The organism is Streptomyces virginiae (assembly GCF_000720455.1).
In the GTDB taxonomy this organism is placed as follows: Bacteria; Actinomycetota; Actinomycetes; order Streptomycetales; family Streptomycetaceae; genus Streptomyces; species Streptomyces virginiae.
In genome coordinates this window covers 148,228-160,581 of the sequence record NZ_JOAK01000026.1, presented here as the reverse complement: position 1 = coordinate 160,581, position 12,354 = coordinate 148,228, and the positions used below count along the sequence as shown (strand labels likewise).

13 protein-coding genes and 1 pseudogene are annotated in these 12,354 nt (G+C 73.2%); 11 read left to right on the top strand and 3 right to left on the bottom strand.

Annotated elements, in window-relative coordinates; all coding sequences use genetic code 11:
• Positions 1-241: 241 nt before the first annotated feature.
• Positions 242-874 (bottom strand): TIGR03085 family metal-binding protein, encoded by a 633-nt coding sequence (locus IG86_RS0130645; RefSeq protein ID WP_030824594.1) that lies wholly within the window; start codon positions 872-874, stop codon positions 242-244.
• A 91-nt stretch (positions 875-965) separates the two neighbouring features.
• Here IG86_RS0130645 and hisI point away from each other — a divergent pair, with 91 nt between their 5' ends.
• The 11 genes and pseudogenes from hisI (at position 966) to lgt (ending at position 10,184) form a co-directional block, all read left to right on the top strand.
• On the top strand, positions 966-1,334 hold the full coding sequence (gene hisI, locus IG86_RS0130640; protein WP_030824597.1) for a phosphoribosyl-AMP cyclohydrolase: 369 nt from the start codon (positions 966-968) through the stop codon (positions 1,332-1,334).
• A gap of 17 nt (positions 1,335-1,351) precedes the next feature.
• Complete coding sequence (locus tag IG86_RS0130635; protein WP_030901269.1) at positions 1,352-2,842, top strand: anthranilate synthase component I; 1,491 nt, start codon at positions 1,352-1,354, stop codon at positions 2,840-2,842.
• A 14-nt stretch (positions 2,843-2,856) separates the two neighbouring features.
• Positions 2,857-3,537: a TIGR02234 family membrane protein gene (locus IG86_RS0130630; protein WP_030824614.1), complete on the top strand. Its 681-nt coding sequence runs from the start codon at positions 2,857-2,859 to the stop codon at positions 3,535-3,537.
• Between the two features lie 121 nt (positions 3,538-3,658).
• Entirely contained in the window at positions 3,659-3,910 is a 252-nt protein-coding gene (locus tag IG86_RS0130625; RefSeq protein ID WP_030662148.1) for an HGxxPAAW family protein, read from the top strand.
• Between the two features lie 68 nt (positions 3,911-3,978).
• Positions 3,979-4,479 carry a DUF2752 domain-containing protein gene (locus IG86_RS0130620; RefSeq protein ID WP_385873598.1) on the top strand — a complete coding sequence of 167 codons (501 nt, stop codon included), beginning with the start codon at positions 3,979-3,981 and terminating at the stop codon, positions 4,477-4,479.
• A 172-nt stretch (positions 4,480-4,651) separates the two neighbouring features.
• A complete protein-coding gene (gene trpC / locus IG86_RS0130615; protein WP_030032547.1) occupies positions 4,652-5,461 on the top strand; it encodes an indole-3-glycerol phosphate synthase TrpC in 810 nt (269 codons plus the stop codon).
• Positions 5,462-5,469: 8 nt separating this feature from the next.
• Entirely contained in the window at positions 5,470-5,661 is a 192-nt protein-coding gene (gene trpM / locus IG86_RS44740) for a tryptophan biosynthesis modulator TrpM (RefSeq protein WP_030662153.1), read from the top strand.
• 204 nt (positions 5,662-5,865) lie between these two features.
• Positions 5,866-7,137, top strand: coding sequence for a tryptophan synthase subunit beta (gene trpB, locus IG86_RS0130605; RefSeq protein WP_030824621.1), 1,272 nt, complete (start codon positions 5,866-5,868; stop codon positions 7,135-7,137).
• A complete protein-coding gene (gene trpA / locus IG86_RS0130600; protein WP_030901266.1) occupies positions 7,134-7,961 on the top strand; it encodes a tryptophan synthase subunit alpha in 828 nt (275 codons plus the stop codon). The genes trpB and trpA overlap by 4 nt, the downstream gene beginning before the upstream one ends.
• Positions 7,962-8,056: 95 nt before the next feature.
• Positions 8,057-8,851, top strand: a pseudogene (locus IG86_RS0130595) (DsbA family protein); the annotation flags it as partial.
• A gap of 289 nt (positions 8,852-9,140) precedes the next feature.
• On the top strand, positions 9,141-10,184 hold the full coding sequence (gene lgt, locus IG86_RS0130590) for a prolipoprotein diacylglyceryl transferase (RefSeq protein ID WP_078906088.1): 1,044 nt from the start codon (positions 9,141-9,143) through the stop codon (positions 10,182-10,184).
• 118 nt (positions 10,185-10,302) lie between these two features.
• On the opposite strand, the gene IG86_RS0130585 is transcribed toward lgt, so the two are convergent.
• Positions 10,303-11,118: an HpcH/HpaI aldolase/citrate lyase family protein gene (locus IG86_RS0130585; protein ID WP_030824634.1), complete on the bottom strand. Its 816-nt coding sequence runs from the start codon at positions 11,116-11,118 to the stop codon at positions 10,303-10,305.
• Entirely contained in the window at positions 11,115-12,290 is a 1,176-nt protein-coding gene (locus tag IG86_RS0130580; RefSeq protein WP_030824637.1) for a CaiB/BaiF CoA transferase family protein, read from the bottom strand. Before IG86_RS0130580 ends, IG86_RS0130585 begins: the two co-directional genes overlap by 4 nt.
• Positions 12,291-12,354 lie beyond the last annotated feature (64 nt).

Here is a 12,354-nt window from a genome sequence, read left to right as displayed (position 1 = left end):
CGGCCCGTCCCGGACGGAGCGGGGCCGTGGGGTGGGGACACTGCGGGGGCTCCCCGCAGGACGAGGCGCGACCACCGGGTACGGCCGGGACGTGCCCGCGCGCGCCGAGCCGAGGAGAGCCCCCGGAGGGGCACCACCCCACCCGAAGCCACCGCCCTGCCCGACGGGTCACGCCCCCGGCCGGGGACACCACCCCGGCCCCGCCGGCGATTGAGGCGCGGCCACCGGGCCGCGGGCGGGATCAGATGCCCAGGGCGGCAGCGGTGAGCATGGCCACCGCGTCCTTCTCGCCGTCCAGCGACACCGCGGCAGACGCCTGGCGGCCGAAGCAGAACAGCGTCAGTTCTCCCGGCTCGCCCGTCACCGTCACCACCGGCGTGCCCTTGTGCGCCACCGCCGTCCGCCCGTCGGGGCGGCGCAGCACCAGGCCCACCGGCGAGCGGCGGCCCGTCAGGCGGGCCAGCTTCTCCAGGCGGGACCACAGCGCGTCCGAGAACACCGGGTCCAGCTCCCGCGGGGACCAGTCCGGCTGGGCCCGGCGGACGTCCTCCGCGTGGACGTAGAACTCCACCGCGTTCGCCGCCTCGTCGATCTGCTTCAGCGCGTACACCGACAGCCGCGGCGGCCCGGTCCGGATCAGCTGGATGAGCTCCTCGTACGGCTTGGCCGTGTATTCCTCCATCGCCTTGTCCAGGCGGGTCTTCAGGACGTTCAGCAGGAGCCCGCCCGCCGCGTCCGGCCGCCGTTCCCGGACGACCACGTGCGCGGCCAGGTCGCGACAGGTCCAGCCGTCGCACAGCGTGGGGGCCTCCGGGCCGGCCGCCTCCAACAGGTCCGCCAGCAGCAGGCGTTCACGCTTCGCATGGGTAGACATGCCAGCCAGCCTACGACCGGATCGCGCCGGACGCCCGCCCATCAGGCGGACATGGATCATTCCGCCCGTCCTCGCCCGGCACAATGGCTCCATGAGTACGTCCCCCCGCCCCGGCAACCTCGACCCCGCCATTGCCGCGCGCCTCAAGCGCTCCGCGGACGGGCTGGTACCGGCCATCGCCCAGCAGTACGACACCGGTGAGGTGCTCATGCTCGGGTGGATGGACGACGAGGCCCTGCACCGCACCCTGACCACCGGCCGCTGCACCTACTGGTCCCGCAGCCGCCAGGAGTACTGGGTGAAGGGGGATACTTCCGGCCACTTCCAGCACGTCAAGTCCGTCGCCCTCGACTGCGACGCCGACACCGTGCTCGTCAAGGTCGACCAGGTCGGAGCCGCCTGCCACACCGGAGCCCGCACCTGCTTCGACGACGATGTCCTCCTCCGCGCAGCCGACTAGGCAGGGGTCCCCACGCAATGGATCTTGAGACGTTCCGCAAGCTCGCGGCCGACCGCCGCGTCATCCCCGTGAGCCGCAAGCTGCTCGCCGACGGGGACACGCCCGTCGGGCTCTACCGCAAGCTGGCCGCCGAACGCCCCGGCACCTTCCTCCTGGAGTCCGCGGAGAACGGCCGGTCCTGGTCCCGGTACTCCTTCGTCGGGGTCCGCAGCGACGCGACCCTGACCGTCCGGGACGGCCGCGCGCACTGGATCGGCACCCCGCCCGTCGGCGTACCCACCGACGGCGACCCGCTCGACGCCCTGCGCGCCACCGTCGAGGCCCTGCACACCCCCCGCGACCTCGCGGGCGGCATGCCCCCCTTCACCGGCGGCATGGTCGGCTACCTCGGCTACGACATCGTGCGCCGGCTGGAGCGCATCGGCGAGCACGGCAGCGACGACCTGGAGCTGCCCGAGCTGACGATGCTGCTCACCTCCGACCTCGCGGTGCTGGACCACTGGGACGGCACCGTCCAGCTCATCGCCAACGCCATCAACCACAACGACCTCGACTCCGGGGTCGACGAGGCCTACGCGGACGCCGTGGCCCGCCTCGACGCCATGCAGGCGGACCTGGCCCGGCCCGCGCCCTACGTGCCGGCCCCGCTGCCCGCCTCCGAGCTGCCCGAGTTCTCCGCCCTGTGGGGCGGCGAGAAGTACCAGGCGGCCGTCGAGGACATCAAGGAGCGCATCCGGGCCGGCGAGGCCTTCCAGGTGGTTCCCTCGCAGCGGTTCGAGACCTCCTGCGAGGCCTCCGCACTGGACGTCTACCGGGTGCTGCGCGCCACCAACCCGTCCCCGTACATGTACCTCTTCCGCTTCGAGAACGGATTCGACGTCGTCGGTTCCAGTCCCGAGGCACTGGTCAAGGTCGAGGACGGGCGGGCCATGGTCCACCCCATCGCCGGCACCCGTCACCGGGGCGCGACCCCGCAGGAGGACAACGACCTCGCCGAGGAGCTGCTGGCCGACCCCAAGGAGCGCGCCGAGCACCTGATGCTCGTCGACCTGGGCCGCAACGACCTCGGCCGGGTCTGCGAGCCGGGATCGGTGGAGGTCGTCGACTTCATGTCGATCGAGCGCTACTCCCACGTCATGCACATCGTCTCCACCGTGACGGGGCGCGTGGCCGAGGGGAAGAGCGCCTTCGACGTGCTCACCGCCTGCTTCCCGGCCGGCACCCTCTCCGGGGCGCCCAAGCCGCGCGCCATGCAGATCATCGAGGAGCTGGAGCCCTCCCGCCGCGGCCTCTACGGCGGCTGCGTGGGCTACCTGGACTTCGCCGGGGACTCCGACACGGCCATCGCGATCCGTACGGCCCTGCTGCGCGACGGCACGGCGTACGTGCAGGCCGGAGCCGGTGTCGTCGCCGACTCGGTGCCCGAGCTGGAGGACAACGAGTGCCGCAACAAGGCCGCCGCCGTGCTGCGCGCGGTGGCAGCGGCGAACTGCCTGAGCAGCTCCTGAGGGCGTAGGGGATAGTGGGGTACGTGAGTGCCGTACCCCCGCCCCGATCCGACGCCTCCGCCGAGCCCGAACCCGAGGCCGCCGACAGCCGCAGCAGCCGCCGCAGCGTGGCCGCCGCGCTGCTGCTCGGCGCGCTCGGCGCCACCGTCGTCCTGCTCGCCTCCGGCCGGGTCTGGGCCCGGGGCACCGCCGCCATCGGCAGCGACTCGCTCCAGCTCAGCGCCGACGGGCGGGCCGTGACCGGCCTCCCCGCGGCTCTGGCCATCGTGGGCCTGGCCGCGCTCGTCGCCGTCTTCGCCGTCCGCGGCAAGAGCCGGCTGCTGGTGTCGGGCCTGCTCGCCCTCAGCGGCCTCGGCGCGGCCCTGTCGGCCCTCCTCGGTTCCGACGGCCGCACCGCCCTGGACGCGCAGGCGGTCCGTACGACCGCGGACAGCGCGGCCCACGTGGCCGGCCTGACCCAGACGACGTGGCCGTACGTCACGGCCGCCGGCGCGGTCCTGATCCTGGCCGCCGGACTGCTGGCGCTGCGTTTCGGCGGCGGCTGGCCCTCGATGGGGGGCCGCTACGAGCGTGACGGCAGCCCCCGTCCGCGGGCCGTCGCGGCGGTGGATCCCGACCGGCCGGAAGATCTGTGGAAGGCTCTGGACCGCGGCGAGGACCCGACCACGGACCCGGGCGGCGACCGGACCCGCTGACCCGGCCCCTGAGCCGACCCCCCTGGACGGTGAAGCCGCCCGGTACGGGACAATGTCACCGAGCGTTCGCACAGACCGCACGTTCGACACAGCAGCGCGACAGAGCAACGAGGAGCAACTCATGGCGGGCACTAGCCACGGACACACCCCGGCCGCCTGGACCGGTGTCATCATCGCCTTCATCGGTTTCTGCATCTCCGGCGCCTTCATGGTGCTCGCGAACCCGCTGGGCTTCTGGGCCGGTCTCGTCGTCGTCGCGCTCGGCGGTGTCGTCGGCCTGGCGATGAAGGCCGCGGGCATGGGCGCGCCGAAGGCCGCCCACAAGGACCTCGCCGAGGTCATCGCCGCGAACAAGGTTCCCGCCAAGGCCTGAGCGCGCCGTCTGCGCCGGTCCTGGAAGAGAGCCGAAAGGCGCGGCCCCGTCGGGCTGCGCCTTTTGTCGTGAGCGGAGAGAATCAGCAGGTGGACGCCTCCAGCACCCCCGACGCCGTGCCCGGTCCGCCGACCGGGCACGCCGTACCCGTGGTGCCCGCCGAGCGGGCGTCGCGGGCCAGGCGGCTCGCCGCCCCGGCGCTCTACCTGGCCGCGGCCGGCGCGGCGTTCACGTACGTGGGCACCGTGGACCCCAACGAGCCGGGCCACTACCCGGTCTGCCCGCTGCTGCGGCTGACGGGCATCCTGTGCCCGGGCTGCGGCGGGCTGCGCAGCGCGCACGCGTTCGCCCACGGGGACCTGGCCGCCGCTTTCGGGTCGAATGCCCTCGCCGTCGTCGGCTACTTCGTCTTCGCGGGGTTCATGGCCCTGTGGCTGGTTCGCGCCTTCCGCGGCGGGCCCGTCCCGAGGATCGTGCTGCGTCCCGCCCACTGGTGGGCGGTGGGCGCGGTGGCACTGGTTTTCGCCGTTGTCCGAAATCTCTCTTTCGGGTCGGCACTGGCGCCCTGAGCCCCGTGTGCAGCGGGGATGAAGGGCGTATTCCGAATGTCCAGTTACTGGGACGCCGTCAACCGAGTGCGGAGGGCGACGCCTCCGCCGGATACCATTTGATTGCCGACCTTGCAGTGGTACGTGTCTGCAGGGCGGCCGACCGTCATCGACCCGGAAGGGGGCCGCTCGCGTGAGTGTGCTCGACGAGATCATCGAAGGGGTCCGCGAAGACCTTGCCGAACGGCAGGCCCGCGTGAGCCTCGACGAGCTCAAGGAGCGTGCCGCCAAGGCGCCCCAGGCCAAGGACGGCGTCGCGGCCCTGCGCGGCGACGGCGTCAAGGTGATCTGCGAGGTCAAGCGCTCCAGCCCCTCCAAGGGCGCGCTGGCCGCGATCGCGGATCCGGCCGGGCTCGCCGCGGACTACGAGGCGGGCGGTGCGGCGGTCATCTCCGTCCTCACCGAGCAGCGCCGGTTCGGCGGCTCGCTGGCCGACCTGGAGGCCGTCCGCGCCCGCGTGGACATCCCGATCCTGCGCAAGGACTTCATCGTCACGGCGTACCAGCTCTGGGAGGCGCGTGCCTACGGCGCCGACCTCGCGCTGCTGATCGTCGCCGCCCTGGAGCAGGAGGCCCTCGTCTCCCTCATCGAGCGGGCCGAGTCCATCGGCCTCACCCCGCTCGTCGAGGTCCACGACGAGGAGGAGGTGGAGCGCGCCGTGGCCGCCGGCGCCAAGATCATCGGCGTCAACGCCCGCAACCTCAAGGACCTCAAGGTCGACCGCTCCACCTTCGAGCGCGTCGTCGGCGAGATCCCGCCCCACATCGTCAAGGTCGCCGAGTCCGGTATCCGCGGACCGCACGACCTGATCGCCTACGCGAACGAGGGCGCCGACGCCGTCCTCGTCGGGGAGTCCCTGGTCACCGGACGCGACCCGAAGGCGGCCGTGGCCGACCTCGTCGCCGCCGGGGCCCACCCCGCCCTGCGCCACGGACGGAGCTGACCCGTCCCATGGCCCACGACCGCCCCTCCGTCCGCACGCGGCGCGTGCCGACGGCGCACGCGCCCCTGGCGCGCGGCTGCCGCCCCCGCGGCTGCCGCGCCCCGGCCCGGCGTGTCCACGGGCGGCGGGTCCGGTACGTGATCGGCTCCGAGCCCGGCCAGGTCAACGGCATGCGATGGCGCCGCGGAGACGCGCCGTAACGAGGGCTGCCGCAGCCCGGTACGCGAGACGTACCGCGTCGCGAAGCGGTCCCGTACGGCCTGCTGCCCGGGCCGACCGGCTCCGGGAGCGGGCCGCTGCGCACCGTACGCCGACATCCCCCAGCGGGGTGTCCGCGGCCGGGGCGGGCGGCGCAATACGGTGAAACCACCCGCCGCACCTCGCACCCGTAGGAGCACTGGATCATGTCCAGCGAGTTCTTCATCCCGGACCCGGAGGGTCACGTCCCCAACGCCGAGGGCTACTTCGGCGACTTCGGCGGCAAGTTCATCCCGGAGGCGCTCGTCGCCGCCGTGGACGAGGTCGCCGTCGAGTACGAGAAGGCCAAGGGCGACCCGTCCTTCGCGGCCGAGCTCAACGACCTCATGGTCAACTACACCGGCCGCCCGAGCGCCCTCACCGAGGTGCCCCGCTTCGCCGAGCACGCCGGCGGCGCGCGGATCTTCCTCAAGCGCGAGGACCTCAACCACACCGGCTCGCACAAGATCAACAACGTGCTGGGCCAGGCGCTCCTCACCAAGCGCATGGGCAAGACCCGCGTGATCGCCGAGACCGGCGCCGGCCAGCACGGCGTGGCCACCGCCACCGCCTGCGCCCTGTTCGGCCTCGAATGCACCATCTACATGGGCGAGATCGACACCCAGCGCCAGGCGCTGAACGTCGCCCGCATGCGCATGCTGGGCGCCGAGGTCATCGCGGTGAAGTCCGGCTCGCGGACCCTGAAGGACGCGATCAACGAGGCGTTCCGCGACTGGGTCGCCAACGTGGACCGCACCCACTACCTCTTCGGCACGGTCGCCGGCCCGCACCCCTTCCCGGCGATGGTCCGCGACTTCCACCGGGTCATCGGTGTCGAGGCGCGCCGCCAGATCCTGGAGCGCGCCGGCCGGCTGCCCGACGCCGTCGCGGCCTGCGTCGGCGGCGGCTCCAACGCCATCGGCCTCTTCCACGCCTTCATCCCGGACGCGGACGTCCGCCTGGTCGGCTTCGAGCCCGCCGGGCACGGCGTCGAGACCGGCGAGCACGCGGCCACGCTGACCGCGGGCGAGCCGGGCATCCTGCACGGCTCCCGCTCCTACGTCCTCCAGGACGAGGAGGGCCAGATCACCGAGCCGTACTCCATCTCGGCGGGCCTGGACTACCCGGGCATCGGCCCGGAGCACTCCTACCTCAAGGACACCGGCCGCGGCGAGTACCGCGCGGTCACCGACGACGCCGCCATGCAGGCCCTGCGCCTGCTGTCGCGCACCGAGGGGATCATCCCGGCGATCGAGTCGGCGCACGCCCTCGCGGGCGCCCTGGACCTGGGCCGTGAACTGGGCAAGGACGGCCTGCTGGTCGTCAACCTGTCCGGCCGCGGCGACAAGGACATGGACACGGCCGCCCGCTACTTCGGCCTGTACGACGCCGACGGTGAAGTCGCCGACAACGAGTTCTCCGAGGGGGACGACAAGTGAGCTCCACGCACGGACGCGGCAACATCGAGCTGCTGAGCGCCACCCTCGCCAAGGCGAAGTCCGAGGACCGCGCGGCCCTCGTCGCCTACCTCCCCGCGGGCTTCCCGACCGTCGACGGCGGCATCGAGGCGGTCAAGTCCGTCGTCGCCGGTGGTGCGGACGTCGTCGAGATCGGCCTGCCCCACAGCGACCCGGTCCTCGACGGGCCGGTCATCCAGACCGCCGACGACATCGCCCTGCGCGGCGGCGTCAAGATCGCCGACGTGTTCCGCACGGTCCGCGAGGCCCACGAGGCGACCGGCGCCCCGATCCTGGTGATGACCTACTGGAACCCCATCGACCGCTACGGCGTCGAGCGGTTCACGGCCGAGCTGGCGGCCGCGGGCGGGGCCGGGTGCATCCTGCCGGACCTGCCGGTCCAGGAGTCCGCGCTGTGGCGCGAGCACGCGGAGAAGCACGGTCTGGCGACCGTCTTCGTCGTGGCCCCCAGCAGCAAGGACGAGCGCCTGGCCACCATCACGGCGGCCGGCTCCGGCTTCGTCTACGCCGCCTCGCTGATGGGCGTCACCGGAACCCGCGAATCGGTCGGCAACCAGGCCCAGGACCTGGTCCGCCGTACCCGGGCCACGACCGAGCTCCCCGTCTGCGTGGGCCTCGGCGTCTCCAACGCCGCCCAGGCCAAGGAGGTCGCGGGCTTCGCCGACGGCGTGATCGTCGGCTCGGCCTTCGTGAAGCTGCTGCTGGACGCGCCGGACCTGCCGGCCGGGCTGGACGCCGTCAAGGCGCTGGCGGCCGAGCTCGCGCAGGGCGTCCGCAGGGGCTGAGACAAACCGGACACCCGATCGGGTTCTGTAGTCCGATCGGGTGGAATGGCGGGCAGGGAGGCACGCGAGTGCCTCCCTGCTTCGTTTGGCGGAGCGTGAGCGAGAAGAACGACGGTGCGAACCGCGATGCGACGAAACGATCGGCCCGGGAGCGACTCCAAGCGGAGCGCGAGCGGCAGAAGACCCGGGACAAGCGCCGGCGGACCATGATCGTGGCGGCGGCGGTGGTCGGCGTCCTGGGCCTGGCGACGGTCGTCGGCGTGATCGCGGCCAATGCCGGCAAGGGCGACAAGTCCGACTCGGCGGGCCCGGTGGTCGCCCCCTCCGGCGCCACCGGCAAGGACGCTCTCGCCATCCAGACGGGCAAGCCCGAGGCGAAGTCCACCCTCACCGTGTGGGAGGACTTCCGCTGCCCCGCCTGCAAGTCCTTCGAGGACAACTACCGGGACACCGTCCACGAGCTGGAGGCCAAGGGCCTGCTCAAGGTGGACTACCACCTGGTCACGCTCATCGACGGGAACATGGGCGGCAGCGGCTCCCTGAAGGGCGCCAACGCGGCGGCCTGCGCGCAGGACGCCGGCAAGTTCGCCGAATACCACGACGTCCTCTTCCAGAACCAGCCGCAGGAAGTCGACGACGCCTACGGCAAGAACGCCAAACTGCTGGAGCTGGCGGGCAAGGTCGAGGGGCTGGACACCCCCGAGTTCCGCAAGTGCGTCGAGGACGGCACGCACAACAGCTGGGTGGCCAAGTCGCACGAGGCCTTCGCCGCCGGGAACTTCCGCGGCACCCCGACCGTGCTGCTCGACGGCAAGGACATCTTCTCCGACCAGGCCAACCCGCTGACCCCGCAGAAGCTGAAGGAGAAGGTGGAGGCGGGCGCCAAGGGCTCCGGCGGTGCCGGGGCCAAGGGCACGGAGAAGGAGACCGGCAAGGAGACCGGGAAGGACGCGGGCAAGGACACCGGGAAGGGCGAGGCGAAGGCCTCACCCTCGGCGTCGAGGACGGCGTCGACGGCCTCGAAGGGCACCCCGAACGGTTCCGGCACCGGGTCGCGGAACGCCACCGGGAACGGGTCCTCGGGGGACTGACTTCCGCCGATCCATGTCTGGATTTGGTTTCGACCCTGCCGGGCGGGTTGCGGTACGCACCGTCCGGCAGGGTAGCGTCAGGTCTGCCATGGACATTGCTTACATCCCCAGTCCGTCGACCGGCGTGATCCATCTCGGACCGATCCCGCTCCGCGGCTACGCGTTCTGCATCATCATCGGCGTCTTCGTCGCCGTCTGGCTCGGCAACAAGCGCTGGATCGCGCGCGGCGGAAAGCCGGGCACGGTCGCGGACATCGCCGTGTGGGCGGTGCCGTTCGGGCTGGTCGGCGGTCGCCTCTACCACGTGATCACCGACTACCAGCTCTACTTCGGCGAGGGCCGCAACTGGGTCGACGCCTTCAAGATCTGGGAGGGCGGCCTCGGCATCTGGGGCGCGATCGCGCTGGGCGCGGTGGGTGCCTGGATCGGCTGCCGGCTGCGCGGCATCCCGCTGCCGGCCTGGGCAGACGCCCTGGCCCCCGGCATCGCGCTGGCCCAGGCCTGCGGCCGCTGGGGCAACTGGTTCAACCAGGAGCTCTACGGCCGGGCCACCGACCTGCCGTGGGCGGTCGAGATCAGCGCCGGCCCGAACCGGGACGCCGGCACCTACCACCCGACCTTCCTGTACGAGTCGCTGTGGTGCGTCGGCGTCGCCCTCCTGGTGATCTGGGCCGACCGCCGCTTCAAGCTCGGGCACGGGCGGGCGTTCGCCCTGTACGTGGCCGCGTACTGCGTCGGCCGCGGCTGGATCGAATACATGCGCGTCGACGAGGCGCACCACATCCTGGGCGTCCGGCTGAACGTCTGGACCTCGATCGTCGTCTTCGTGCTCGCCGTCGTCTACTTCGTGCTCTCCGCGAAGCTGCGGCCGGGCCGCGAGGAGGTCGTCGAGCCGGACGCCTCCGGCGGGGAGGGCAAGGACGAGCCCGAGGCCAAGTCCAAGGACAAGGCCGAGACCAAGGCAGAGACCAAGGCCGAGGACGAGACGGACGGTACGGCCGACGCAGGGCCCAAGGACTCCCTGCCGACCCGCGCCCCGCGCGCCGACGCCACGGTGCGGGAGGGAGCCGTCAAGGCCGACCTGCGCAAGCCGTCCGTCGACGCCGAGGCCCCGGAGGCCGACAAGGCCTGACGGCGGAACGTCACGAGGGGGGTGCCGCGTACGACGCGGCACCCCCCTCGCGCGTCCCGCGCCGCCGGAGTCCCCGCCGGGGCGCGGCGGTACCCCCGAGGTCAGCGCGAGGGAGGGGTCAGTGGACCGGGATCCGCGCGGCCAGCGCAAGGGTGCGGTGCGCCGACGCCACGATCGCCGGATCCACGAACCGGCCGTCCGGCAGGGCCAGCGCGCCCGGCGCGGCCCGGGCCGCGCTGAGCACCTCCACCGCCGCGCTCACCTCCTCGGGCGCCGGGAGGTAGGCCCGCTCGATCACCGGGAGCTGCCGCGGGTGGATGGCCGCCCGGCCCAGGAAGCCGAGGGACCGGCCGCGCGCGCAGGAGACCGCCAGCGCCTCCAGGTCACGGATGTCGGGGAACACCGACTGGGCCGGGGGCGCCAGCCCGGCGGCGCGCGCCGCGACCACCACCCGCGAACGGCACCAGTCCAGTCCCTCCTCCGCGCTGGCCGCCAGGTCCGCCCGCAGGTCCGCCTCGCCGAGGGAGAGCCCGCGCAGCGCCGGGTGCGCGCGGGCGATCTCGTAGGCGCGCTCCACGCCCAGCGCCGACTCCAGCAATGCGTGCAGGCCCACCCCGCCGGTGCGGTCGGCGGCCGCGGCGATCTGCTCCGGGGCGCAGATCTTGGGCAGCCGCAGTCCCGCGAGCCCGCGCAGCCCGGCGAGCGCGGTGAGGTCGGCGCCGCCCCACGGGGAGTCGAGGGCGTTGACGCGGACGTGGACGGGAAGCGCGGTCCGCTCGGCCAGCAGCTCGACGGTGGCGGCGCGTGCGTACTCCTTGCGGGAGGCCGCCACCGCGTCCTCCAGGTCCACGATGACGGCGTCCGCCCCGCAGGCCAGCGCCTTGGCGACCACCGCCGGGCGGTCGCCGGGTGCGTACAGCCAGGTCAGGATCACAGTGCCCCCTCGGTTCGCAGCGCGGCGATCTCGGGCCCGGTCAGTCCCAGCTCGGCCAGCACCTCGGCCGTGTCCGCGCCGTGCGGGCGGCCCGCCCAGCGGATCCCGCCCGGTGTCCCGGACAGCCGGAAGAGAACGTTCTGCATGCGCAGGGGGCCCAGCTCCGGATCCTCGATCTCGGTCACCGTGTCGAGGGCCGCGAACTGCGGGTCGGCCATCACGTCGCGGACGTCGTAGACCGGCGCGACGGCCGCCTCGGCGTCCTCGAAGGCGCAGACGACCTCCTCCGCCTTGTGGCGGGCGATCCAGCCGCCGACCGCCTCGTCGAGGACGTCGGCGTGCCGGGCCCGCCCGGCGCCGGTGGCGAACCACGGCTCGGCGATCAGCTCCGGCCGGCCGACCAGCCGCATCACGCGCTCGGCGACGGACTGGGCGGAGGCGGAGACCGCCAGCCAGCGGCCGTCGGCGCTGCGGTAGGTGTTGCGGGGGGAGTTGTTGGCGGAGCGGTTGCCGGTGCGCGGCTGGACGTAGCCCAGCTGGTCGTACCAGAGCGGCTGCGGGCCGATCACGGTGAGGATCGGCTCGATGATGGCCAGGTCCACGACCTGCCCGTGCCCGGTGCGATCGCGTCCGGCGAGCGCCGTCATCACGGCGTACGCGCAGGTCAGCGCGGCGATCGAATCGGCGAGCCCGAAGGGCGGCAGGGTCGGCGGGCCGTCCGGCTCGCCGGTGACCGCGGCGAAGCCGCTCATGGCCTCGGCGAGGGTGCCGAAGCCGGGGCGGTGGGCGTACGGGCCCTGCTGGCCGAAAGCCGTGACGCGGGCCAGGACCAGGCGCGGGTTGGCGGCGGACAGCTCGGGCCAGCCCAGGCCCCACCTCTCCAGGGTGCCGGGGCGGAAGTTCTCGATGATCACGTCGGCGGTGGCGGCGAGCCGCAGCAGGGTGTCCCGGCCGCCCGGGGTGGACAGATCGAGGGTCATGGTCCGCTTGTTCCGGCCGAGCAGCTTCCACCACAGGCCGATCCCGTCCTTGGCGGGGCCGTGACCCCGGGAGGGGTCGGGGACGGCCGGATGCTCCACCTTGACGACCTCGGCGCCGAAATCACCGAGCAGGGTCGCGGCGAGCGGCCCGGCGAAGAGGGTCGCGAGATCGAGCACCCGCAGCCCGTGCAGGGGCCCTGGCCGGGGGTCGGCGGGGGCGGCCCCGGTCGCGGTGGCTCCGCCGGGGGCGGTGGCT

Excerpts from the sequence above, each read along its gene's own strand:
- IG86_RS0130625 (WP_030662148.1), top strand. The coding sequence starts at position 3,659 with ATGGCGGGCACTAGCCACGGACACACCCCGGCCGCCTGGACCGGTGTC.
- IG86_RS0130635 (WP_030901269.1), top strand. The coding sequence starts at position 1,352 with ATGGATCTTGAGACGTTCCGCAAGCTCGCGGCCGACCGCCGCGTCATC.
- trpM (WP_030662153.1), top strand. The coding sequence starts at position 5,470 with ATGGCCCACGACCGCCCCTCCGTCCGCACGCGGCGCGTGCCGACGGCG.
- hisI (WP_030824597.1), top strand. The coding sequence starts at position 966 with ATGAGTACGTCCCCCCGCCCCGGCAACCTCGACCCCGCCATTGCCGCG.
- trpB (WP_030824621.1), top strand. The coding sequence starts at position 5,866 with ATGTCCAGCGAGTTCTTCATCCCGGACCCGGAGGGTCACGTCCCCAAC.
- lgt (WP_078906088.1), top strand. The coding sequence starts at position 9,141 with ATGGACATTGCTTACATCCCCAGTCCGTCGACCGGCGTGATCCATCTC.
- IG86_RS0130645 (WP_030824594.1), bottom strand. The coding sequence starts at position 874 with ATGTCTACCCATGCGAAGCGTGAACGCCTGCTGCTGGCGGACCTGTTG.